This is a genomic window from Pseudoalteromonas sp. Ps84H-4 (assembly GCF_024124645.1).
In the GTDB taxonomy this organism is placed as follows: domain Bacteria; phylum Pseudomonadota; class Gammaproteobacteria; order Enterobacterales; family Alteromonadaceae; genus Pseudoalteromonas; species Pseudoalteromonas lipolytica_C.
The window spans coordinates 117,876-142,858 of record NZ_JAMXSK010000009.1 but is presented as its reverse complement, the minus strand read 5'-3'; the positions used below and the strand labels follow the sequence as shown (position 1 = coordinate 142,858).

General features: G+C 40.9%; 19 protein-coding genes and 1 pseudogene. 13 read left to right on the top strand and 7 right to left on the bottom strand.

Going from position 1 to position 24,983, the window contains the following annotated elements:
• Positions 1-12: 12 nt before the first annotated feature.
• The 3 genes and pseudogenes from iadA to NH454_RS10285 form a co-directional block, all read right to left on the bottom strand.
• Positions 13-1,179, bottom strand: coding sequence for a beta-aspartyl-peptidase (gene iadA / locus NH454_RS10295; protein ID WP_135926558.1), 1,167 nt, complete (start codon positions 1,177-1,179; stop codon positions 13-15).
• Between the two features lie 11 nt (positions 1,180-1,190).
• Positions 1,191-2,599, bottom strand: a pseudogene (gene yfcC / locus NH454_RS10290) (putative basic amino acid antiporter YfcC).
• A 148-nt stretch (positions 2,600-2,747) separates the two neighbouring features.
• On the bottom strand, positions 2,748-5,675 hold the full coding sequence (locus NH454_RS10285) for a TonB-dependent receptor (RefSeq protein ID WP_253038972.1): 2,928 nt from the start codon (positions 5,673-5,675) through the stop codon (positions 2,748-2,750).
• 342 nt (positions 5,676-6,017) lie between these two features.
• Between NH454_RS10285 and NH454_RS10280 the strand changes: the two genes are divergently transcribed.
• The 8 genes from NH454_RS10280 (at position 6,018) to NH454_RS10245 (ending at position 18,027) form a co-directional block, all read left to right on the top strand.
• Entirely contained in the window at positions 6,018-7,712 is a 1,695-nt protein-coding gene (locus NH454_RS10280) for a cyanophycinase (RefSeq protein ID WP_253038971.1), read from the top strand.
• A gap of 87 nt (positions 7,713-7,799) precedes the next feature.
• Positions 7,800-8,213 carry a hypothetical protein gene (locus NH454_RS10275; RefSeq protein ID WP_253038970.1) on the top strand — a complete coding sequence of 138 codons (414 nt, stop codon included), beginning with the start codon at positions 7,800-7,802 and terminating at the stop codon, positions 8,211-8,213.
• A gap of 71 nt (positions 8,214-8,284) precedes the next feature.
• On the top strand, positions 8,285-9,373 hold the full coding sequence (locus NH454_RS10270; RefSeq protein ID WP_253038969.1) for an ATP-dependent 6-phosphofructokinase: 1,089 nt from the start codon (positions 8,285-8,287) through the stop codon (positions 9,371-9,373).
• Positions 9,374-9,567: 194 nt separating this feature from the next.
• Positions 9,568-10,731, top strand: a complete 1,164-nt coding sequence (locus NH454_RS10265; RefSeq protein ID WP_135926564.1) for an efflux RND transporter periplasmic adaptor subunit — start codon at positions 9,568-9,570, stop codon at positions 10,729-10,731.
• A gap of 12 nt (positions 10,732-10,743) precedes the next feature.
• A complete protein-coding gene (locus NH454_RS10260) occupies positions 10,744-13,875 on the top strand; it encodes an efflux RND transporter permease subunit (RefSeq protein ID WP_253038967.1) in 3,132 nt (1,043 codons plus the stop codon).
• Positions 13,875-15,278: an efflux transporter outer membrane subunit gene (locus NH454_RS10255; RefSeq protein ID WP_253038966.1), complete on the top strand. Its 1,404-nt coding sequence runs from the start codon at positions 13,875-13,877 to the stop codon at positions 15,276-15,278. Before NH454_RS10260 ends, NH454_RS10255 begins: the two co-directional genes overlap by 1 nt.
• A gap of 127 nt (positions 15,279-15,405) precedes the next feature.
• Positions 15,406-16,035: a TetR/AcrR family transcriptional regulator gene (locus NH454_RS10250; protein ID WP_199526894.1), complete on the top strand. Its 630-nt coding sequence runs from the start codon at positions 15,406-15,408 to the stop codon at positions 16,033-16,035.
• Between the two features lie 372 nt (positions 16,036-16,407).
• Entirely contained in the window at positions 16,408-18,027 is a 1,620-nt protein-coding gene (locus NH454_RS10245) for a diacylglycerol kinase family protein (protein ID WP_199526893.1), read from the top strand.
• A 3-nt stretch (positions 18,028-18,030) separates the two neighbouring features.
• Here the strand turns inward: NH454_RS10245 and NH454_RS10240 are convergent, their stop codons facing one another.
• The gene (locus NH454_RS10240) at positions 18,031-18,297 is read right to left on the bottom strand and encodes a VF530 family protein (protein ID WP_105180288.1); all 267 of its coding nucleotides are present in this window, start codon (positions 18,295-18,297) and stop codon (positions 18,031-18,033) included.
• 57 nt (positions 18,298-18,354) lie between these two features.
• Positions 18,355-18,654 carry a DUF1496 domain-containing protein gene (locus tag NH454_RS10235; protein WP_135926573.1) on the bottom strand — a complete coding sequence of 100 codons (300 nt, stop codon included), beginning with the start codon at positions 18,652-18,654 and terminating at the stop codon, positions 18,355-18,357.
• 95 nt (positions 18,655-18,749) lie between these two features.
• Between NH454_RS10235 and NH454_RS10230 the strand changes: the two genes are divergently transcribed.
• Positions 18,750-18,980, top strand: coding sequence for a TIGR02647 family protein (locus tag NH454_RS10230; protein ID WP_105180290.1), 231 nt, complete (start codon positions 18,750-18,752; stop codon positions 18,978-18,980).
• Between the two features lie 57 nt (positions 18,981-19,037).
• Here NH454_RS10230 and maiA read toward each other — a convergent pair whose 3' ends face one another.
• Together maiA and hmgA are read right to left on the bottom strand one after the other, a co-directional pair.
• A complete protein-coding gene (gene maiA, locus NH454_RS10225; protein ID WP_235381930.1) occupies positions 19,038-19,667 on the bottom strand; it encodes a maleylacetoacetate isomerase in 630 nt (209 codons plus the stop codon).
• A complete protein-coding gene (gene hmgA, locus NH454_RS10220; RefSeq protein WP_253038965.1) occupies positions 19,667-20,971 on the bottom strand; it encodes a homogentisate 1,2-dioxygenase in 1,305 nt (434 codons plus the stop codon). Before hmgA ends, maiA begins: the two co-directional genes overlap by 1 nt.
• Before the next feature lie 103 nt (positions 20,972-21,074).
• On the opposite strand from hmgA, the gene NH454_RS10215 reads away from it, so the two are divergent.
• From NH454_RS10215 to NH454_RS10200, 4 genes are all read left to right on the top strand, one after another.
• Positions 21,075-21,530 carry a MarR family winged helix-turn-helix transcriptional regulator gene (locus tag NH454_RS10215; RefSeq protein WP_138556561.1) on the top strand — a complete coding sequence of 152 codons (456 nt, stop codon included), beginning with the start codon at positions 21,075-21,077 and terminating at the stop codon, positions 21,528-21,530.
• A 96-nt stretch (positions 21,531-21,626) separates the two neighbouring features.
• Positions 21,627-22,439, top strand: a complete 813-nt coding sequence (locus NH454_RS10210; protein ID WP_253038964.1) for a hypothetical protein — start codon at positions 21,627-21,629, stop codon at positions 22,437-22,439.
• Positions 22,439-23,479 carry an extracellular solute-binding protein gene (locus tag NH454_RS10205; RefSeq protein ID WP_135926578.1) on the top strand — a complete coding sequence of 347 codons (1,041 nt, stop codon included), beginning with the start codon at positions 22,439-22,441 and terminating at the stop codon, positions 23,477-23,479. The genes NH454_RS10210 and NH454_RS10205 overlap by 1 nt, the downstream gene beginning before the upstream one ends.
• Positions 23,479-24,978 (top strand): iron ABC transporter permease, encoded by a 1,500-nt coding sequence (locus tag NH454_RS10200; protein WP_199526887.1) that lies wholly within the window; start codon positions 23,479-23,481, stop codon positions 24,976-24,978. Before NH454_RS10205 ends, NH454_RS10200 begins: the two co-directional genes overlap by 1 nt.
• The last annotated feature ends 5 nt before the right edge of the window (positions 24,979-24,983 follow it).

The following is a 24,983-nucleotide window of genomic DNA, read 5'->3' as shown; positions in this document are numbered from 1 at the left end:
CTCATGCAGCCTTTATTCAAAAGTATCTTTCACTATTGCCTTAGCTTGATGCACCATGTGTACGCCATTTGACCAACACTCAATGGGCTGCAGTGATGCATTATCAAGTAACACCAGATCTGCATCTGCATTGATAGTCACTCTACCTTTATTAATACCAAGCACATCAGCTGGATTTGAGGTAATAGCCATTAATGCGTGTTCAACCGATACACCATATTCTTGAACGGCTTCTACAAACGAGCTATGCAATGTTGATTCTTTACCAACTTCAAGACCTAATAGATTAAAGTTATCATCAAAAATAGGTAAGCTTGCATGCCCATCAGAGCTCATGGTGAGCTTAGTCGGTTGTACATTATTTTTAAGGCAGTAAGCCAGTGCCTGCGCGGCTGAATATTCACCATGGGCAAGATCATACTCTGTCGTGCTTGTGGTAAAGTCGATAGTGCCACCCGCTTTGCAAAACGCCACGCCCGCATTGAGTAAAGCTAGATTACGATTCATATGCGTAGGATAAAACTGGCTAAGCGAAATATCAGTTAAGCTATCTATCTCATGTAATAAAGATAAGTGACTATCTACTGGACCTACATGAATACTAACCGTGCCTTTTTTGCCACTTAACATGCCAGCCACTTTTGCTTCAGCGGCTAGTTCAGCAAGTTGCTGAGCCGTAGGCTGACTACTGCGATGATCAGAAATGGCGACTTCACCGACACCAATAAACTCCTCAATATACATAATGTCATTCGTTATTGAACCAGTCAGTGTTTTAGCAGGTAAGTGATATGAACCTGTATGGCAAAAAACATTCAATCCTCGTTCTTTAAGTGCTTTTGCTTTTGCAATTAAATTACTATGGGTTCGACTACTTGAGTCAGTACCAAGGGCAGCGATAACCGTTGTTGTACCATGCAATGTTGCATCTGTTAGGTTCATTTCAGGTGTTCTGCTAGCAAAACCAGCCTCACCGCCACCACCTGTTATATGGACTAAAGAGTCAACAAACCCCGGAGTTAAAATGCAATTAGATCCATCAACGATGGTAACACCATGATAATTTTCGATATTAATTTCAGGCTGTATATCTACGATTTTTCCGCCCGCGATTAAAACATCTTGGTTTCCAAGCGGCGAAGGAGCGAAAATATCTGCGCCTTTTATAAGTGTTAACATAATTAAATCTTTTACTGATAGTTAATAAAATGTGCGAGAAAAATAAAGCAACTAGCAAGGCCAAATAGCGCTAAGGTAAAACGCCAAATAAAGCTTGCCCACTCACTCCAATCAAGTTTAACAATGCCTAAACAGCCGATAAGGCTTGCTGAGGTGGGAATAAATATATTGGTTAGTCCATCACCTAATTGAAATGCCAGCACTACAATCTGCCGTGAGATATTTAATAGATCACCCAGTGGTGACATTAGCGGCATTGTGATTGCTGCCTGTCCTGAACCTGAAGATACAAAAAAGTTAAACACGCTTTGAAATAATAGCATACCCCAAGCGGCGATATAATCTGGCACAACTGAGATGCTGGTGGCACTATAGTAAAGCAAAGTATTTAGAGTTGAAGGCGATGTTAAATCGCTACCGCCAAGTATTAAAATAACGCCTTTTGCTAAAGCAACCAAAAGCGCTGCTGGCAGGAGTTCTTGGCACCCTCTTTAAATGCATTTGCGCTTTCATTTGCTGTTTGTTTTTTAAATAGACTAGCAATAACAGCAGAAGCTACACCTAAGCAGAAGAACTGCGCAGCTAATTCAGGAATATAATACTGCCTTGCCATAACACCCCAAATAACCCAAATAATACCTGCAATAAAGGTTATTAAGATAAGTTTATCTGCGCTGTCTAAGCTAATTGACTTGTTATTTTCTTGAGCACTTAGGTTCTTTGCCGATCTGATTGAATTAGCATATCGGATAGTAAATAGAAGGCCAAATGAGGTAAAAACCAGCCACGCAACCATTCTGAATCCTGCACCAGAAAACACCGGGATCTCTGCAATTGATTGAGCAATTGCGATACTAAATGGGTTCATCCAAGAGGTAGCAAAGCCAATCTGTGTCGCAACATAAGTTGTTAATACAGTTACTTTTGCATCATAACCAAGTTGTTTCATAATGGGGAATAACACAATACAAAAGGCGATGGCTTCTTCACCCATACCAAATACTGCGCCTCCTAATGAAAAAAGCACAAATAGCAAAGGAATGAATATCCACTCTACGTGTTGTGTTTTATTAATCAGCGCCATAATGCCGTTATTAATCGCACCCGTTTTTAAAATAACGCCAAAGGCGCCACCTGTGATTAAAATAAATGCCATTACCCCGATGGCTGCACCATATTTGTCACCAGAGACTAAGCCTTCAAACAATACATTGGCTAGACCAATGCCTCCTCCTTCTGCAAAAAGGGCAGGTGGTGTATGTTCTGTTGCTTTTTGATACTGTGATAATTCAACACTGTGACTATCTTGTTCGGCATTAAACACACCGGGTGTTATAAATAAACTGGCTAAATAGGCGATGACTGCGACGCATAACAAAATGATGCTCGCATCAGGCATCGCAAACTGTTTGTTTTTCATAAAGTCACTTAACGATTGTTCGAAGAATGTGAGAAAAGCAAGGTATTGTAGCCCTTGCTGAGAAAGATTAACACTGAGAGCCGCGAGTTTGAGTTATTAATAACACAAACTTAGCAATGTGGGCGACATAGAGCCGCCCACATTAATGTTAAAAGCGATAGCTCAGACTCAACGTATAGCGAGTGCCATATGCATTATGATTGATTGAATCAAACCCGCGGCTTGAGCCATATAGCTTAGGGGGTTCTTTATCGAAGATATTATCAATACGAGCGCGGATTGATAATGCATCATTGACAAAATAGCCAGCTGATAAATCCCATACTAACCAGTCATCAACGTCACGTTTTAACTCCTCGTTAAGCTCTCCAAGCTCTTCTAGTTCGTCTATTTCACGACCACGCAGCCCTTCGATATCATCCTCATAACTACTGGTATAATTGGCACCGAGATTTAAGTAATAACTCTCAGCTTCCCAATCAATAGAAAATCTGCCTACATTTTCAGGGTAGCGATAAGTACCGATTAATTTTTCGATTGCATCTGAGCCAGGTTTATTTCGCTCAAACTCTAAATAGTGTGTACCATCGAAAGCGAGTGTTAAATTGCCTTTTGCAAAATTAAATCGATGATCAAATTTAAAATCGATACCTGCTAATGTCTGGGTGCCGGTATTTTCAAGAGGAATAATATGGTCTCTAAATAATGGCAGGAATAGCTCATCTTCTCGCGGGTTAAACTCACTAATATAGTTTGTGAGGATCTCTGAAAGGTTAGCGCCATCACTTTCGATATTGAGTCCAGCATTATCGGTTACTTCACACAGCTGCTCCTCGTACGAAATACCTTCTTGACCTTGTGGTACTAGCCCACAGTGACGAAGAGAAGCATCTGTTATAGCTCTATCTAGCACTGCAGTCATATTGGTATCGATAACTTGTTCGTGATCAAAATGCCAATAATCAACCGTTAAGTTAGTATTTATAGATGGGCTCCATGCAAAGCCAATGCTGAGCGCTTCAGACTCTTCGGCTTTGAGTGCTTGATTACCGAGTTCTAGGCTGTTAACACTGACCTCGGTGCCATCACCCATACAATATAAATCTGCAACAGCCTGATTAGCACCGCAATCGAAGCGTGATTGTGTGGTACGTAATTTTACGCCAGCTTGAGTTAATGAAGGTGCTCTAAACGACGTTGACCAAGAACTTCTAATGATCAGAGAATCTAAAGGACGATAGCTTAAACCAACTTTAGGGTTAAACGTTCCACCAAAATCATCGTAATGATCGTAACGACCAGCGACTTGCAGCTCTAGCTGCTCAGTGAGTGGCACATTCAACTCTAAAAATGCAGCGTACTGAGTACGATCGGCTTCAGACAAGCTAGAGCCGAAACCAAATACATCTACCAAATAACCATTTTCAGGACGGGCTTGTGAGTCTAACGATGGAATATCTTTTAATTCTTCTCGTCGAGCTTCAATACCAAATGCAGCATAAATGGGTAACTCATTAAACGTAAATAAATCGCCATTAAAGTTTAAATCCCAACCGTATACTGTACTTTCACCGCTTCTACTTGGGTTTGCCTTTGCAAGATCAAGCACTGCATCGTTATTACTATCCCCCTGTAAAAACGGGTTGTAGAACGGCATTAACTGACCTTGTGCACAATTGAGCTGTGTTCCATCGTATGTAGCTAATGATCCGTCAGAGCATAATTCACCAGTGATAGCTGCATGAAATTGGTAGCGGTTATAAATACCATCAATTGCTTGTTGCTCTGACTTAGAACGAGAAAATGTTACACCTGACTCCCAACTCCAATCACCAATATAACCGGCAAGGCTACTGACTAAGCGAAAGTTTTTGGTTTCGACTTCAACCGTTCGCGGTGAATTAAAGCGCGCATCAAATGCAAAGCCATACACATCTCGACCCGCTTGAGTGGTAAATGGATCAATATAAAGCTGGTCTATCAGCTCGTTACTGCCGTCAGCGTTATCATAAATAAATAACGCATCTTCAATAATATAAGGGCCGTCTTCGTCGCTTATTTGATTGATAGGGGCTGGTGATGAATACGCTTTTGATTTAGTTTGGCTATAGAAGAAATCGGTATGCCAATCTAAATCACCTAAGTTGCTGTTAAACATAAAGCCAGTTGATAGGCTTTCAAATGGGGTTTCTAGGTAATCATCTTGGTTAGCATAGTAAGCACAAATTTGCTCCCCATACTCAGTCGTAACAAGTTCTGTTTTACAGTTTGGCGCAGGTAGCTCATTGCCATCTCGACTACTGTAGTAATAAATGTTTGGCGAGTTCTCAAGTTTGGGTAAGTATGAGTAACCATTCACTAAATTTGGGGTTGCGGTATAGCTTCTGTCGGTCGCTTTAAAGGCATTGCGGTCGTAAATATCAGCAAATACCGTTAAGTTACTCTCACCTATATTCGTGCCGTAAACTAAGTTAAGTTGTTTCTTACCTTCGTCATGACTGTCAAAACTATTAGTGTAAGAAGTGTTTACTTCAGCTCCTTGAAAGTCATCTTTGAGAATATAATTAATAACACCAGCGACAGCATCAGCCCCATATATTGCCGATGCACCAGTGGCGAGAATATCAATGCGCTCGATTGCGGCAAGTGGAATTGAGTTCACATCAACAAAATTTTCAGTGCCTGATGCGAACGAGCTCGGCGCAACACGACGGCCATTAATCAGTGTTAATGTAGCTGAGGGCCCCATACCACGAAGGCTGGCAGCAGATTGACCCGCAGGCGTTGAGGTTGATGTACCACCACTTTCAGATGTTGAAAAGGTACCGGATCCGCCTTTAAAAACGGATAAATCTTTTAATAATTCATGAATAGTGTTCGCTCCTGAGCGCTTGATTGCATCTTGGTCAAGCACTGTAAGCGGGATGGTTCCTTCTAAATCAACCCCTTTAATTCGTGATCCTGTTACTTCTACTCGTTCAATTTTTTCTGATTGTTGGTCGTTTTGAGCATACACAGCTTGTACTGGGCACAGCGCAGCACTGATTGCTACAGCAATTGATAACTGACGAAACATATTGATTTACCTTTGTCTTAAAAAACACACGGCAAAACCGTGTCGTTTTGAATAATTGTTATAATTTTTTAGACAGGGCAGTGGGTTATAGACACAACTAGCCCCTCACAGGAAGTGAGGTGTGGCTACTCGTCAAACCACTCCGAAAGGTAGTGTGGAGAGTAGAAATATGTGCAAAGCGATAATGCGTTTTTCAACATAATTCCAATCCGTAAGGTCTTTTGACAAAGCTAGTAATACAGTGCTAGCTTACTCGCGTTTTAAATGTTCCTTTTTTTTATAGCAAGCAACAAAAAGCTGTGCAAGTAATTTTCTAATATTTTTTTACAAGAGTGTAACAATATGAACATCCTTAAGGAGCAAAGTGCTAAATACCACATTGGGTTTATTTTTGGGGTATTTAGTGTTGTTTTCGCGTCATTTGGCAGTAAAGTTAATGCAAGTGAGCAACAGCAAACGTTAGTTTTAATTGGTGGGGCATTGACAACCTGCTCAAGTATGAGCCCTAAAAACTGCCTTTCCAATAAACAGATTAGTGGTAAACAAACTAATCAATTTCGATTAAATAATGATGCTTTATCTGCAATAAAGACAAACTGGCCAACAAATAATGAAAAAAATCGCCAGCAAACGCTTAAGGTATTAGCACAGATTGCACGTCAACAGTCTGATGTGAACACTAAAAGTGATCTTTTATGGGCATGGCGTGATTTAGATAATACGTTATTGAACGCGTTAACAGATAAAGAGTATAACTTAGTGCTAGATAGTCTCGAAGTTCCTGTGTTAACAGCCGATTCTACAAGACAAAAAGAGCAAGTTAGTGTACCGGATAACAATGAAAGTGCAGCAAGTGATATTTTAGACTTTGTGTCTGCTTCGTTAAAAACAACGGATGAATCACCAACCATTTTAGCGGTTACAGCTTCAAGCAGAGACCCTTATGAATCAGCAGATTTTTATGAAGGATTATTAAGCTTTAATGGTGTCGAATCAAAGTGGTTACCTTTAACACCCGCTTTAGCAAGAGCGATTACCAGTAAGCAATGTGAGAATTTAGATGCATTACGTACTGAGACAATGGCTGTTTTTAACCGTGAGACTATTTACCCTGACCGAATTAAGGCCGAAAAAGCGCTTTGTGATCAAGGGGTAGAGCATTTAGTTAAACAGATTGAAAACGCAACGGGCATTATGTTTAACGGTGGTGATCAGAGCTTAACCAGACAGGTGCTTTTTGATGATAACGGCAAGCAATACCCTTGGACCCATGCAATTTTACAAAGGCCATTACTTGTTGGCACAAGTGCAGGAACAGCCGTGCAAAGTGGTGGTATGAATGCTTATGGTTCGGTGCCTATGATTTCTAATGGGACTAGTTTAGCAGCATTAAGAGCTGGAGCATTTGCTGTTTCACCACCGAGTGAGCGCTGTAAAAATGAATGTGATAATAGCCTTTCAGCAGATTCATTAACCTATGAAAAACAAGGCGGTCTAGGTAGCTTTACTTATGGGGTTTTAGATACTCATTTTAGCGAGCGCAACAGAACCATGCGTTTGGCTAGATTACTGGCAGATTCAGGGCAAAAACATGGTTTTGGCATTGATGAAACTACGGCGCTTGTATCAATTCGAGCAGGTGAAACCGCATTAATGACGGTGATTGGTAAAAGTGGTGTAGTACATGTTCAATCAGACGCTAAAAACAAAGGAGCAATCAGTTATTGGCCTGCAGGTGCGGTTATTGATGTAACAAAGGATGGTTTTAGTCTTGCGAAGCGAACTGTTGATAATGCACTGCCTAGTATTAAAATTCCGCGATTACCGATGCAGCGTTTTGGCACTATTTTCTCTGATGCTAAATTGCGCTCGCTTGTGCAAGCTATGTGTTTAACTCAAGAACAACAAGCTGTAGCCCAGCATGATGAGTTTCTACTCGATTTAAATGCTACTGAAGATACGCATTACTACCGTGTTAATAAAAGTAGTACGGGCTGTGCTGTAGAGAATCTAGCCTTTAGTGTTAAATCCTTTTAACACTATAAAGCACTGAAAAAGTAGTAGATTATTTGTTCGTTATTAGTTAGCGTAACACTAATAACGAACAAATCATGGAATGAGTTAATGAAATATAATCTACTACTTTTATTTATTTTTGGCTGTTTGTTTGCTTATTTATCTATTCCAGTAGTAGGGGTTGGCTCAGCTTTAGCGATCCCTAGCGAAATTCTTACACCTCTTTATGATTTGTCACCTAAATTTGCTTTAACAGTGATTGATATTGTTACGTTAGGTATCCCACTAATAGCATTACTTTTTGTGTTCTTATTATTAAGTAAATGGCTCTACCTAAAAGACAAAGCGTATTCATATTTTATATTACTGATACCTTTTTTAGCACTGCATTTATATTTTGCTTTTAATACCTTTTCTGCAATTTTTGATAATACGACTTTGCTTGCAAGTTTGCCTAAGTATCTATTATTAATAATTTTTGTGGCGCTGTTTTCTAATAATAAAAAACCGAACTTTAGTTGATGTAAGTCATACGCGAAAGTTCAACATATAAGCTAATCTCTAATTAATCAGTGAACGAAGTTGGTCATAGAATGAAAAAATTACTGCTATTAACAAGTGGGGGTGATTGCCCTGGGCTAAATGGGGTGATCAGAGCTGTGGTTAAAGCAGCCGAACATGATGGCAATTGGCAGGTATATGGAAGCCGAAGAGCTTATTGTGGTGTTCTTGAAAAGCCAAATGATATTATTCACTTAACTAGTGAAGTAGTGGCCGGTATTCATGTTCGTGGCGGCACAATTCTAGAAACAGTTAATAAAGGGAATCCTACCGCATTTCCTGCAGAGATAGCAGGCGAGCAAGTATTTATTGACCGTTCAGATGAGTTAATAAGTATTGTTAAACAATTGGGTTTTGATGCAGTCATTAATATCGGGGGCGATGGTTCTCACAGAATTTCTCAGCATTTATTTGAGCATGGCTTAAATATCGTAGGCGTGCCAAAAACCATTGATAATGATTTATATGGCACTGATTACACAATTGGTTTTCAAACTGCCGTTGACACTGCAACAGAAGCCATTGATCGATTAATACCAACTGCGCAAAGTCATAATCGCGTGATTGTGACGGAAGTTATGGGTCGTGATGCGGGTTGGATTTGTTTACATTCAGCAATTGCAGCAGGCGCTGAAGTAGCACTTATTCCTGAAATTCCCTACGATATTGAAGCGATTAAAGCAAAACTTAAATCACGTTTTTATAATGGCCATGGATTTGCAAATATCGTTATTTCAGAGGGAGCTAAACCTGTTGCAGGAAGTGTTGTAAGTAAACAATCAAGTGAGTTTGGCTACGAAAACCCAGTGCTAGGTGGAATTGCTGAGCAACTAGCCTCACAGATCCGTATTGCACTTGACCTTGATGTAAGGGTCACTGTGTTAGGGCATATTCAACGTGGTGGCACACCCAATGCGTTTGATAGGGTGCTTGCAGCAGAGTTTGGGGTGCAAGCATTCGAACTTGTTAAGAAAGGCCAGTTTGGTTTTATCCCCGTAAGTAAAGAGGGTGAAATTAAACCAATCAGTTTAAAAGCCGCAACTTCTGAATATCGTGTTATCCCTTTAGAGCATTCGTTAATAAGCAGTGCCCGGGCTATGGGGATGTGCTTAGGTGACTAATAAGCAGTTCTAACTGATAGTTTTAAAATGATTTTCTTAACTAGCTGCTAAATTATTCAATTAGCAATTTATTTGTTGCACAAAAAACACACTGCAAAGCAAGCAAAATATTTAATGTAAAGATACTTAAAGGTGGTTGATCTGTGCCTTTTTTAGTTTAGAATGATCGTTCACTCTAAATTAAGGAACTACACATGCAGCGCTCTCGCATTCCATTTTTTGCAGTGTCAGCTTTGGCTGGTGCTGTTTTATTATCAGGCTGCGGCCAATCAGAATCGGCTCAAGGGCAATCGCAGGCAGCTCAAGCTGTACCTGTTGGTGTTATTGAGATGCAAAGCAAACCACTTACGCTAACTAAAGAATTGCCAGGTCGTGTGGCTGCTTCACGTATCGCGCAAATTCGTCCACAGGTTAACGGTATTATTCAGTCTCGTATGTTCGTTGAAGGTGCTGAAGTAGAAAAGGGCCAAGCCTTATATCAAATTGACCCATCTACATTTGAAGCAGAGGTCGCTACCAGCAAAGCCGCTATTACTAAAGCTCAAGCAAGTATTGCTAATGCCAAAGCAAAAGCTGAACGCTATAAAGAGCTATTGAATATCAAAGCTGTCAGTCAGCAAGATTATGATGAAGCGGATGCGGCATACAAAAGTGCAAAAGCCGACTTATTGACTGCTCAAGCACAGCTTAAAACCGCTGAAATTAATTTAAACTACAGCAAAGTGTTAGCACCAATTAGTGGTCAAATTGGTAAATCGGATGTCACTGCCGGTGCCCTTGTTAGCGCTAATCAAGCAACAGCATTAGCTACTATCACTCAGCTTGATCCAATCTATGTTGATTTAACACAGTCAAGCAGTGAACTAACACGTTTGAAAAAAGCTATCGCCGCAGGTGAGCTTGATAAAGATGCCGCTTTACATTCAAAAGTTGAATTAATAATGGAAGATGGCAGCACTTATCAACACAAAGGCACATTACAATTTTCTGAAGTAACCGTTGATCCAAGTACAGGCTCTGTGACTTTACGTGCTGAATTTCCTAACCCTGAAAAATTACTTCTACCGGGTATGTATGTTCGCGCAGTGATTGTTGAAGGTGTGAAAAGTGATGCGATTTTAGCACCACAACGTGGTGTGAGCAGAAACACCAAAGGTGAACCTACTGCCATGGTCGTAAGTAAAGATAACACCGTTGAAGCACGTGTGCTGAAAACTGACCGTACTGTAGGCTCAAACTGGTTAGTGACAGATGGCCTAAATAATGGCGATAAGCTGATTGTTGAAGGTTTACAGAAAATCCGCCCAGGTGCCCCAGTAAACGCAATGCCAGCAGAATCAGTAGCTAACAGCCAGTAACGGAGAAACTTAATGTCACGATTTTTTATTGATCGGCCCATATTTGCATGGGTACTTGCTATCGTTGTTATGCTGGCAGGTATCTTAGCAATTAGAAGTTTGCCGGTTGCGCAGTATCCATCAATTGCACCGCCTGCAATTAGTATTCAAGCCTCATACCCTGGTGCGTCGGCCCGTACATTAGAAGATACGGTTACACAGGTTATTGAACAAAAAATGAAAGGGCTCGATGGCTTGCTCTACATGTCGTCAACCTCTGAATCGAACGGCTCTGCGACTTTAACGTTAACTTTTAGTGCAGATACCGACCCTGATATCGCACAGGTTCAAGTGCAAAACAAATTGTCGCTTGCAACACCTTTATTACCAGAAGAAGTACAACGTCAAGGTGTCTCGGTTGCAAAATCGGCTCGTAACTTCTTAATGGTTGTAGGCTTTGTATCTGAAGACGGTAGCATGAACAACATCGATATCGGTGATTATGTTTCATCTAACGTACTTGATATTATTTCTCGTGTTAACGGGGTGGGTGAAGTACAACTTTTTGGCTCTCAATATGCAATGCGTATTTGGTTAGATCCAGCTAAATTACTTAAGTACTCATTAACTCCTGCTGATATTAGCGCTGCAATCAGTGCCCAAAATGCACAGGTGTCAGCAGGTCAACTTGGTGCCTTGCCAGCAGTGAGTGGCCAACAACTGAATGCAACAGTGACTGCGCAAAGCCGCTTACAAACACCTGAGCAATTTAGAAATATCTTTGTAAAAACCAATGCTGATGGCTCGGTTGTTCGTTTAAGTGACGTTGCCGATGTTGAATTAGGCGGTGAAAACTATGGTGTTGTCGCTCGTTTTAACGGCAAACCGGCATCAGGTTTAGGTGTTAAGCTTGCCAGTGGTGCTAATGCACTTGATACAGCTGATGGCGTAAAAGCGGCACTTGCTGAACTTGAGCCTTTCTTCCCTGAAGGTTTAACTACGGTTGTACCTTACGATACAACGCCGTTCGTATCACTTTCAATTGAGAAAGTAGTTAGCACTCTAATTGAAGCTGTTGTGCTGGTATTCTTGGTAATGTACTTATTCTTACAGAACTTCAGAGCAACACTTATTCCAACCATTGCAGTACCTGTTGTATTGCTAGGTACGTTTGCCATCTTACAAGTGTTTGGCTTCTCAATTAATACTCTCACCATGTTTGCTATGGTCCTTGCCATTGGTCTACTGGTTGATGATGCGATCGTTGTTGTTGAAAACGTTGAACGTGTTATGACAGAAGAGAACTTGTCTCCTCTTGAAGCGACACGTAAATCAATGGATGAAATCAAAGGCGCGCTTGTGGGTATTGCCATGGTGCTCTCGGCAGTATTTGTGCCTATGGCGTTCTTCCCGGGCTCTACAGGTGTTATTTATCGGCAGTTCTCAATCACCTTGGTAACGGCAATGAGTTTATCAGTGCTGGTTGCGTTAATTCTAACACCGGCCCTTTGTGCAACAATGCTAAAACCAAGTCATGTACATAACGATAAATCTTTATTTGGTCGTTTCTTCCTTGGTTTTAACCGTGGTTTTGATAAAACAAACTCGGGTACACAAGGTTTTGTGTCTCGTATGATCAAACACAGTAAACGCTATTTACTTATTTACGGTTTAATCGTGGGTGGCATGGTGTTTATTTTCTCACAGTTACCATCGGCATTCTTACCAGATGAAGACCAAGGGATTTTGTTTAACCAAGTAAGCCTACCTGCTGGAGCAACAACAGAACAAACCTTAAAAGTTGTTGAAAAGATGGAACACCACTTCTTAGAAGATCAATCAGAAGCGGTTAAATCTATCTTTACGGTAACAGGTTTCAGCTTTGCAGGTTCTGGGCAAAACGCAGCAATCGGCTTTGTTGGCTTGAAACACTGGGATGAACGTCAACGCCCTGATTTATCAGTAGGCGCTGTTGCTGGTAAAGCCATGGGATACTTCTCAACCATTAAAGAAGCATTTGTGTTTGCTTTCCCACCGCCAGCGGTTGTTGAGCTCGGTACTGCAAATGGTTTTACTTTATACCTACAAGACCGTGTTGGTTTAGGACATGACAAACTACTTGAAGCTCGAAACATGTTTTTAGGTATGGCGGCACAAAACCCTGTGTTATCGGGTGTGCGCCCAAATGGTCAAGAAGATAAACCAGAGCTGGAGCTTGATATTGACTTAGCCAAAGCTGAAGCATTAGGTCTGACTCAAGCAGATATCAATAATACGTTATCAACGGCTTGGGGTAGTCGCTATGTAAATGACTTTATTGACCGTGGTCGTGTTAAAAAAGTGTATTTACAAGGTACGCCTGAATCACGCATGGTGCCAGAAGATTTAGACAAATGGTACGTGCGCAATGCCAATGGCGATATGGTGCCATTCACTGCGTTTGCTCAATCTTATTGGACTTATGGCTCACCGCGTCTTGAGCGTTATAACGGTTTTTCAGCGATGGAAATCCAAGGTGCTGCTGCACCGGGTTATAGTACAGGTCAAGCGATGGCCGAAGTTGAGAAAATGGTTAAGAAGTTACCGCCAGGTGTGGCGTTCGAATGGACAGGTATTTCATATGAAGAGCGTTTAAGCGGTGGTCAAGCACCATTACTTTATGCACTTTCATTATTGGTTGTATTCCTATGTTTAGCGGCGTTATATGAGAGCTGGTCAGTTCCTGCAGCGGTTATGCTCATTGTACCGCTTGGGGTATTTGGTGCGTCGATTGCGTCATTTGTATTTAACTTATCAAACGATATTTATCTACAAGTGGGTCTATTAACCACTATTGGTCTGGCATCAAAAAATGCCATCTTAATTGTAGAGTTTGCGATTCATAAAATGGATGAGGGTATGAAACTTGTCGATGCTGCTGTTGCTGCTATTCGCCTTCGTTTACGTCCAATCTTTATGACATCAATGGCATTTGTGTGTGGTGTACTACCACTTGCAATTGCATCAAGTGCGGGATCGGGTGCACAAAACGCACTAGGTATTGCTGTTATTGGCGGTACTCTTGCGTCATCGACCATTGTGGTGTTGTTTGTGCCATTGTTCTTTGTATTGGTGCGCCGTGTATTCCCTGGCAAAACAAAGTCAACCAAAGAGGAGCAGGCATAATGAAAGCTAAACTTATCTCAGTGTCTGTTGCTGCACTTATGCTATCTGCCTGTAATATGGCGCCAGATATGGAGCAACGTGAATTACCCGTTGCTCAAAACTATGATGTTCAAGGTACTGCAGGTGATATCAATGCACTTAATTGGCAGTCATTTTTCACTAATGCTCAGCTGCAACAGCTGATTGCGCTAACGCTTGAAAACAACAAAGACATTAAAACTGCTGCACTTAATGTGCAGCAGGTAAGAGCAATGTATCAGATTGAAGATTCTGCGCTTTACCCAAGCATTGATTTAAATGCAGCGGGAACCCGTCAGCGTCTTCCGGCAGATTTATCTGGTACTGGTCAAGCGACTATTTCTGAAAACTATTCAGCGACTGTTGGTTTAACTGCTTACGAAATTGATCTTTGGGGCAAAGTGCGCAACCAATCAGAGCAAGCTTTACAAAACCTCTATGCCGCTGAATACAGTTTAACCAGTGTGCGCATTAGCTTGATTTCGGAATTAGTGAATGCGTGGCTTAACTATGCGACGGACAAAGAGCTTTTGGCGCTTGCAAACGAGACTTTAAAGTCTCAGCAGGAGTCTTTAGAACTAACCCGTAAAACATTTGCTCTTGGTGCTGCGTCTCAGTTAACGCTATCGCAACTGGAAAGTACAGTAGCAACCGCTAAGGTCGATATTGCAAACTATCAGCGCTTACTAAAGCGTGATAAAAATGCTCTCGATTTTCTAGTGGGTAAAACCGTCACTGCTGATTTACTACCTAATCAAAATATAGATGATGTACTGAACTTGCCGGATGTGCCAGTGGGGTTGCCGTCAGAGTTACTGACGCAACGACCAGACATTAAGGCCGCTGAGCATGATTTACTGGCAGCTAATGCAAATATTGGTGTGGCAAAAGCGGCATTCTATCCGAGTATAAGTTTAACCGCCAATGCCGGGACGGCCTCTGCTGATTTGAGTAATCTTTTTGATTCGGGCTCAGGTACATGGAGTTTTGTACCATCGATTAACTTACCTATCTTTAATATGGGTCGTAATCAAGCCAATCTCGATGTTGCAAAGGCACAACAAGAAATGGCGCTTACTAACTATGAGCAAACCATACAACAAGCATTTAGAGAAGTATCTGATGCCCTTGCTGACCGTGAAGGTTATATGCATCAGCTAGATGCACTCAACGATTTGTACCAAAGTAATGAGTTATCTTTTACTTTATCAGATGCGCGTTTTCAAAAAGGAGCAGACAGTTACTTGCAAGTATTGGATGCGCAACGAAATTGGTACAGTGCTGGGCAACAGTTAATTTTGGGTAAACAAGCGTATCTTGCTAGCCAAATTAATTTGTATAAAGCACTTGGTGGTGGCTGGAATGCGCAAAAAAATGTGCATTAAAACAGCAAAAGCATAATTTATTTAAGGTTTTGCAGGATCTTAGTTGTTTTGACTCTCCTGTGATATTAAGATCCTGTAAACCTTGTTTAAGTAAAAGTTAACCATTTCAAAAGAGCTTGGAGAAACCATGACGCAAAAAACGAAAAGACACAATGACCCTGCGCTTGCTGAGGCAAGACGTAATCAAGTGCTTTGTGCTGCAGCGGATTGTTTTCGACGTAAGGGCTATCATGGCGCGGGAATGGCTGAAATTTCTAAAACAGCAGGCATGAGTGCAGGCCATATCTATAATTATTTCGCTAGTAAAGAAGCGATTATAGAATCGATTGTTGAACGTGATATGGAAGAAATGTTCTCAATCTTTAAAGAGTTTGCAGATAAGCCGGGCGATCGTGTCACCGTGTTGCTAGATGGACTCGATAGAGGTGTTGAGCGCCATACCGATTTAAATCAAGGTGCGCTTGATTTAGAAATGCTCGCAGAAGCTGCGCGCAATGAAAAAGTCGCTAACTTACTGCGTGAGTCAGATAGCCACGCCCGTGACTCAATGCGCGAATTGTTAGTTGGTGAAAGAGGGCCGTTACAAGGTACCGCACTTGAAGAAGTGAATGCCCGTATTGAAGTGATGTTTTCTGTGATGGGGGGCTTACTACTACGTAAAATGCTTAATCCTTCTTTAAACATCAGTGAGCTTTTAAAAGCACTTCGTCCAGCGATGAAAACGCTTCTATTACCATTTGATAAGGGAATAGATTAAGCTCTGCAAGGTAATTTATTCCGTTACTCCTGTTCAGTTAAAGTGATTCTGTGAAGTTTTTTATTACGCATTCACTTTCATCACATTGATAGCAATCCGCGTTGATATTTAATCATTTTTGCCAACTAGTTGTGTTTGCAAGTTCAACATATAGCACTTTAAATAGAAATCTGTTTTCTCAAGCTCAGAAAATCAAGTTAAGTACAAAAATGTGTAAGTTATTCATAGCATAATGAAAAAATGTCCTAAACTTATTGATAGGAAATAAAGGTAAGAGCTTATTTTTTCATCTAAAGTGCCTGTTTAGGGCTTATCTGCTGTGTGGAAAGAAACTTGCATTAATGTATATGATTAAAATAACAAGGAGTGACTATGTGGGCAGCAATTAGCTATCTTGCGCTGGCAATTATTTTTATAATCGTGGCTATTCGAGTTGAGCTCGTTTATTTTGCGCTATTTTTTTATTGGGCTGCATTGTCGCTACTACTAGTCAGTGGCGCTTATTTTTTTAACATTGCGCGAATTTTCAGAAAGCGTGAAAACGGTGTAATACCAATTTATATTCGTTGGGCGTTTATTCCCTTTTTACTAGGGGCTCAAATATACAATGCTTGGTCTCGTAAGCATGATAAAGTGCCTCCCTTACAACAAATAAATGAACATCTGTTTTTAGCTTGCAGGCTCTTTCCATCAGATATTGACACCATGAAAGAGTTAGGGATTACAGCAATCTTAGATGTTACCTGTGAGTTTGATGGCCTTGAATGGTCATCGACCCAAGAAAATATTCGCTATTTGAATATCCCCGTTTTAGACCACAGTGTGCCAACTCGTGCGCAATTACATCAAGCAATTAACTGGATCCACCATCAAGTAAAGGCTGATAGACGTGTTGTTGTACATTGCGCATTAGGTCGCGGACGTTCAGTGTTTGTTATGGCTGCATACTTACTAAGCCAAGATAAAGATGCAGATGTTCATACTGTTTTGGAGCAAATCAAAGAAACTCGAGAAACTGCTAATTTAAACAAGCGCCAACTTCGTCACTTAATAAAACGTCATCGTCGAGGCGATTTACTAATTAAAAACAAAGCTGTATTAATTGCTAATCCAGTCTCTGGTACAAAGCTGTGGCAAGAAAAGAAAAAGCAGATAACCGCAAGGTTAAGTGAATATTATGATTTAACTGTACACACTACAACAGAAGAAGTGGACGGTATTCAATTAGCTAAAGAGGCTATAGAAACAAATCCCGATGTTGTTATCGCATGTGGTGGTGACGGTACAGTGACAGAAGTAGCCAGTGTATTAGTCAATACCGACTGTAAGTTAGGCATTATTCCTTTAGGCACTGCTAATGCATTAGCTCATGTATTAATGGGGATCCAATCTAAGTTAATCCCAGTTGAACAAGCTTGTGAACTTATTATTGAGGGACAGGCAAGTCGGATCGATACCGCTTTGTGTAATGGCGAGCGAATGCTGTTATTAGCAGGAATTGGGTTTGAACAGAAAATGATTGAAAAGGCGCATCGAGATGCTAAAAATGAGTCCGGCCAACTAGCTTATTTACAAGGATTTTGGCAGGCACTAAGCGAACATGAAGCGCAAGATTATACAGTTACATTAGACGACAATGAACCTCAGTCTATAAATACCAATAGTTTAATCATTGCAAATGCAGCGCCGTTTACTACATTGTTGGCTCAATCAGCAGGTCAGCCAGATCATAATGATGGTTTACTTGATGTTAATTGGTTAACGCCTAACTCAGAGGCTAAAGCCAGTACATTAAGTATTGCTGAATTAGTATTTTCAAGCATAACGCAAACAAGCTTTGCCATTAATAGCCATCATACAAATGCTAAACGAGTTTCTGTAAGTGCAGAAAAAGACATAAGTTATGTGATTGATGGTGAGGTTAAAACAGCAGAAAAGCTGGTGGTAGAGGTATCACCGAAGTCACTTTCGGTGATAATGGCCGAAACCTAACAGTTATTTTTTAATACTTTTCCATTCAAAAGGTGCGTCATCATCGGCCTTTTGAGAGGAGAAAGTATCAATGTATAGTTGTTCAACTTTTTCACGGGCCCAAGGTGTTTTACGTAAAAATTTTAAGCTTGATTTAACACTTGGGTCATTTTGAAAACAGCGCACATCAACATGCTCAGCTAGTCCTTCCCAGCCAAGTTTTTCTTCAAGTTGGGTTACGATGTCGGCAAGCTTGATACCGTGCAAAGGGTTATTTGGTTGATTGTCCATGCTTAATCTTTGGTTATTTCTAAACTGAGTAATAGTAACGTATCTAGCGTCTTTAAGCTAATTGACGTTTATACTCTTGCCTCGTTTTGGATAGACAATATCGCCGTTTTTATCCAGTCTTAACCACGCTAAGTCGCTGTTTGAAAAATTTGGCTGTTTGGCTGCACAAATTAACGTTATATCGCCAACAGCAATATAAGCGCCTTCGGTGTAACGCTTATTTTCATACCAACACACTTTGTGGTTGTTAAGTGCTTCTTGGCCATCTAGCACAACTAATGCTTTATCCTTTGCTAAAACGAATTGTGAAAACAATAAAATAAACAAGGTAGTTAAGATTAAAATCTTTCTAAACAAAATACACCTCTCATTGTGCAGTTTTTTGTATCTACACTAAGCTTATGACTGTATTCTATAAAAGCACAATGACGTGATAATAAAAAGGTGAACACATGCAATTTAATAAAAATATGATTGACGAATTAACCCTGCTTGCTAAGTTTCCCCGCGACTCACAAATGCAAGGCATTAAAATCCACTCTGATGCAGAAGAAACAGTAAAAAATGCTGCAAAACGTCTTTATGACAAAGGCATTACTGATAGCCCTGATGGCGGCTATTTAACGGATTTAGGGCTAGATTTGATCAATCACGTGAGTGTTATTAATTCAGCACTGAGATAAAAATTAGATAATAAAAAGGCCCAAAATGATTGGGCCTTTAGTTTTAATAACAACGAATTAGATTGCGTCAGGTTGGTTCTGAGGAGCCGCATCAATAAAGGCATCTAGCTTATTACAATGCTCATAAACTGCGGCGATTTTTGGGTACTTACTCATATCAACGTTAAAGCGTAAGGCATTAAATACTTGCGGCACTAAACAGACATCAGCAAGTGTTGGTTTGTCGCCAACACAAAAAGTGTTCGCTTCATCAAGTAACTTTTCGATACTCTCAAAGCCAACTTCTACCCAATGCTTATACCAGGTCGTTTTTGCTTCTTCATCAACACCAAGATCATTAGCTAAGTACTTTAATACTCGCAAATTATCGATAGGGTGGATATCGCACGCTACGGCATAACATAAATTGCGGATCTGGGCTTTTTGCCATGCATCACCTGTTAAAAGCGGTGTTTCTGGGTGTGTTTCTTCAAGCCACTCTAAAATAGCCAGCGATTGTGCAAGCACACCTTGATCAGTTTCTAGTGCCGGTAATAACCCTTGTGGGTTTTTTGCTAGGTACTGGTCGCTTTGCTGCTCTGATTTTAATAAATTAACGGTGACCAACTCGTGATCAATGTTCTTTAAATTAAGAGCAATGCGAACTCTGTAAGCGGCTGATGAACGAAAATAGCTATAAAGTTTCATTATGCGTCCTGTTTACCTGTGAAATGTTTTTTAATAGTGCGCCAACAGTCAGTATAGTTAGGCTGACGCTCTTTACCTTCAAGAGCATATTTAGTTGGTGAAATAACGTAACGCGATTCGAACATAAATGCCAAGGTGTTTTCGTAGCGTTGTGGTTTAAGTTCGGCATTTGAAGCTTTTTCAAATACATCTGCTTCTGGACCATGTGGCGACATACAATTATGTAAACTTGAACCCCCAGGTACAAAGCCATGCTCTTTTGCATCGTATACGCCTTCGATAAGCCCCATGAATTCACTCATAATATTACGGTGGTAATAAGGTGGACGGAATGTGTTTTCAGCCACCATCCAACGAGGAGGGAAGATAGCAAAGTCGATATTTGCGACACCTTCTGTACCCGATGGTGACGTTAGTACGGTGAAGATTGAAGGATCTGGGTGATCATAACTCACGGTATTCATAACATTGAATCGAGCAAGGTCATACTTGTATGGTGCACTATTACCTGTCCATGCAACGACATCTAATGGAGAATGACCAATATCGCAGCGGAACATATTGCCATTAAACTTTGCAACTAGTTCAAAGTCTCCCTCTACATCCTCATAAGCCGCAACAGGGTAGTGGAAGTCACGGTCATTGGCGTAACCATTAGCTCCTACAGGACCGCGCTCTGGTAAAATATAGGCATGGCCATAGTTTTCACAAATATAGCCGCGGGCTGTGTCCGTTAATAAATCAACAGCAAATTTAATCCCGCGAGGAATTACGGCAATTTCACCAGCTCGGACTGTTAGTTTTCCACACTCAGTTCTTAGTAATAGTTCACCTTGTTGTGGTACGAACAGCATTTCACCATCAGCATTATAAAAGTAACGGTGTTGCATTGATTTATTGGCTACATAGATATGAATACCTATACCTGTTTGTGCATTTGCACTGCCATTAGCTGCCATGGTAATCAAACCATCAATAAAATCTGTTGGCTGCTCAGGAATTTCAATTGGATCCCAACGTAGCATTGTCGGCGGCGTTGGGACTTCTGTAATAGGAGCGGTACGAATAAGGCCTTTGTCTATAGGTGTATAATCACCTTGTACTACTGACGGGCGAATACGATAAAACCAAGTACGGCGGTTATCAGCACGCGGCGCTGTAAATGCTGTTGTGCTGAACTGTTCAGCATATAAATCGTATTTTACTTTTTGAGGGCTGAATTGACCTATAGGTAATGCACCGGGTAATGCTTCGGTTTCGAACTCATTACCAAAGCCTGTCATATATTGTAATTCGTTATTCATCACTAGACTCCTGAAAGGTTTTAGGTAAGATACTCTCATGTGAGACTAAATTCAAACTGCACTGAATTTACTTGTGTAAATAATTTTTGACAGTAGTGAAGCCATGACAACAAACAAACACCCAACGCTCGATTTACAGCAGTTCTTACCTTACTCATTAACCAATATTGCAATGCAGATGAGTGAGCAATTTAGTGAGCTATATCAAAAGCAGTTTGATTTAACCGTGCCACAATGGCGAGTAATCGCGAACCTGGCTCAATATGGTGAATGCACTGCTAAACAGTTGTGTGATATGGCACAAATGGATAAGTCAACGGTGTCCCGTGCAGTAAAGTCGTTATTAACAAGAAACCTGATCGCAGCAAAAGCGAACCCAACTGATAAACGCGCAAACTTGTTATCGTTATCAGAGGCAGGAGTAGGTTTGCATAAACAAATTGTTCCGTTAGCAAACGAATGGCAAGCAAGTTTAGTGAGTGAATTAGATAGCCAAGAAATTAAACAATTTATGAACACTCTTAGTAAGCTTTCCAATTACTTAAATAAAAATGTGTAAATCTGTAATCAATGCATTATAGCAATTGATTTAGGGAATCGATACGTATATGATAATGGCTATCATTTACAATTAGCAATTTGGATGTCTCCTGTTATGAAATTAGCGTTAAACACCGTGAAGACACTAGGTTTAAGCCTAGTATTAGCATCTACTTTTATTGCCCAACCTGTATTGGCAAATGGCCCAATTGGTGAGCACGTTAATCATCTAAAAGAAAATTTAAAAGATTACTCTGATGACGTTGAATGGATGATCAACAAAGTCGATGTTATGGTGAGTGATTACGAAAGCAAAGGTGCTAAAGCTGTAAAAAGTGATGACCTAATCGAATACTGGGAATCAGTAAAGTTCCATAGTGCAATTGAAACAAACTATGTACCGGTTTATGCATCAATTTGGCAAAGTATTTATGGCATCAAAATGGCTATTGATGATAAAAAACCTGCTGCTGAAGTACGCACTCATCAAAAGGCGTTGAATGCTGCCTTGTGGCAAGGTTTAGGGGCTGTTAAACTTGCCGCTGATTTCCAGCAAAAAGGCTTGTTAAAAGCTGTAAAAGCGACTGCTTCAGAAGAAATGACGCAAAGTGCTACCATCGATGAAATCAAACACAAATTAGACCGTGTTGTTGCAAAGTACGCAGAGCGTTTAAGTGACGAAGCAACACAAATCGTACATGATACTTACTTGCATTTATTCGAAGGTGTTGAAGGTACACTTATCGAAAAAGATGCGAAGTTAGTCGAAGTGCTCGAAAAAGATTTTAATGTAACCCTGCCAAAAGCGATTTCTGATAAAGGGTCTGTTGACCAAGTACGTGCAGTGGTTGTTGATATGCAAGAAAAGCTAGATCGCGCTAAGGTGTTACTAGAAGAAGCCGAAAAAGCTCGTAAGGATGTATTTTAGTGAAGCGTAGAACCTTTATTCAAGGACTTGCTGCGTTCGGGGTAGTAGGCGCAATGCCACTACCTCTTTCTCGTGCCTTCGCAGCCAGTGCTGCAAGCCCCGTTTCTGTAAAAGACTTACCCGCCCTTGAGGGTGACTTAACATTATATTTAGGCCGCGGCGAAGGCGGCTTGTACGAAAACGTACTGCAGTCGATCGAAAAGAATAATCCAAAATTGAATTTATCAATTCGTAGAGGCCCAACGGCTGCGCTTGGCAATATGATTGTCGCTGAAGCGAAAGCAGGAGTTAAACGTGCTGATTTATTTTGGGCTGTTGACTCAGGTGCGATTGGTTTAATTACCGACGCGGGTTTGGCTAAACCATTACCAAGTGATTTAGCAGCACAGTTACAGCCACAATTCCGTTACCCTGGTTGGGCACCGGTTACCGGGCGTATTCGAACTCTACCTTATAACACCAAGCGTCTGAGCAAAGATGATATCCCCGACAGTATCATGGCAATTGCTGACAGCGATTTATCAATAGGTTGGGCACCTGCTTACGCATCTTTTCAATCATTCGTAACGGCTATGCGTATTCTTGAAGGTGAAGATAAAACCGCTAAGTGGCTTAAAAAGGTTCAAAAACGTTCGAAAACCTATGCTGGTGAGCTTGGTGTAGTAATGGCAGTTGAACGTGGTGAAGTCGATATTGGCTTTGCAAACCATTATTACACATTACGACTTAAGTCAGGTAAACCAGACGCTAATCTTGATCTTGCTTTTACCAATCAAGATGCCGGTTGTTTAGTTAATGCATCAGGTGTTTTATCGTTAACAGATAACCCTAATGCGATGAATTTTATGCGTTACTTACTAAGTTCTGAAGTACAAAGTTACTTAGCCCGTGAAGCCTATGAAATTCCACTGATCCAAGGTATTGAACAACCAGCTGGCTTACCAGCATTAACGGATGTGTCACCGCCGAAAATCGATTTAACTCAATTGGCAGATTTAAGGCCAACACTCGACCTTATGCGCAGTAGCGGTGTTTTATAATGCGCATACCTGCTTCTTATCCGATGGCGCTGCTTGCAGCGCTTTTGGCGTTAGTGCCAGTTTATATTCTGATCACTTTAGCAAGTGATGCGACTGCTGTATTTGATAGTCATAACTTAAAAATTCTTGGTAACACCTTATCACTTATGGTGTTAACGGTAATAGGCTCTATTTTAATTGGCGTACCTCTGGCGTTTATTAGTGCCTATGTTCAACTTCCTTTTAAAAAGCTGTGGCTTGTTCTGTTTGCCGCTCCACTAGCAATTCCAAGTTATATTGGAGCGTTTACTTTGTATGCTGCATTTGGCCCCGGTGGTGAGATAAATCAGCTGCTCGGCTTCGAAACGCCGCCTATGTATGGACTAACAGGCGCTGCCATTGTAATGACCCTGTATACGTTTCCTTTTGTAATGCTAACAACTCGATCATCTTTACTTAGCTTAGATGCCAGCATGGTTAATGCTGCACGTACTTTAGGTATGTCGATGACAATGAGTGTATTTAAAGTTATTTTACCTCGGGTTATCAATGGTATAGCGGCAGGCTCTTTACTGGTTGCGCTTTATACCTTATCAGACTTTGGTACACCGGCGATGATGCGTTTAGATACGTTCACTCGGGTTATTTATGTAGAATACAACGCTTTTGGTTTGAGTCGTGCGGCAATGTTATCGCTACAACTCATGGTTATCGTTGGATTTTTATTGTTTATCGAGTCACAAATTAAAACAGCTTCAGAACGCCATGGACGTTCATTGATGTTATTTCCATCCAATGGTCAAAAAGTTGCGATGTTACTGACATTTTTACCAGTATTGCTACTTGCGATTTGTTTACCTTTGGCAATTTTTTCACTTTGGCTTGCCCGTGATGGAGTTGCAGATTTTGACTTCAGTATTGCTTGGCATTCAGCCTATGCATCGGGTATTGCTGCTATCGTTGCTGTTGTTGTTGCTGTACCTGTTGCTCATGCTGCCTTAAGCGGTAAAGCAGGGCGTATTATGGAGCGTGTAACTTATTTTGGATTTGGTATTCCGGGTATTGTGATGGGAACGGCATTGGTATATGGCGGTCTACAGTTGCCACTCTTTTATCAAACCTTAGCTCTATTAGTAATTGCTTATGTGCTGCGCTTTTTGCCGCTTGCAGTTGGCTCTGTAAGAACCAGTACTGAGCATCTAGATTCAAGTTTAATTAAATCAGCACGAGTATTGGGTGCCAGCCCTCGTGAAGCATTTATGCGAATTACTTTACCCCTAACTATGCGTGGTATTATCGCTGGTGCTGCTTTGGTATTTTTAGAATCAATGCGTGAACTTGAAGCAACACTTTTACTTGGCCCAACGGGTTTTGAAACCCTTTCAACATATTTGTGGCGTGTTTATGAAGCCGGTTACTTTGGCCGTGCTGCTATTCCTGGTTTATTGTTGGTAGTGATATCAGCATGCGGCTTGGCTATAATGCTCTCTGGTGAAAAGCGCAGTCAATTAGAACATTAAGGATC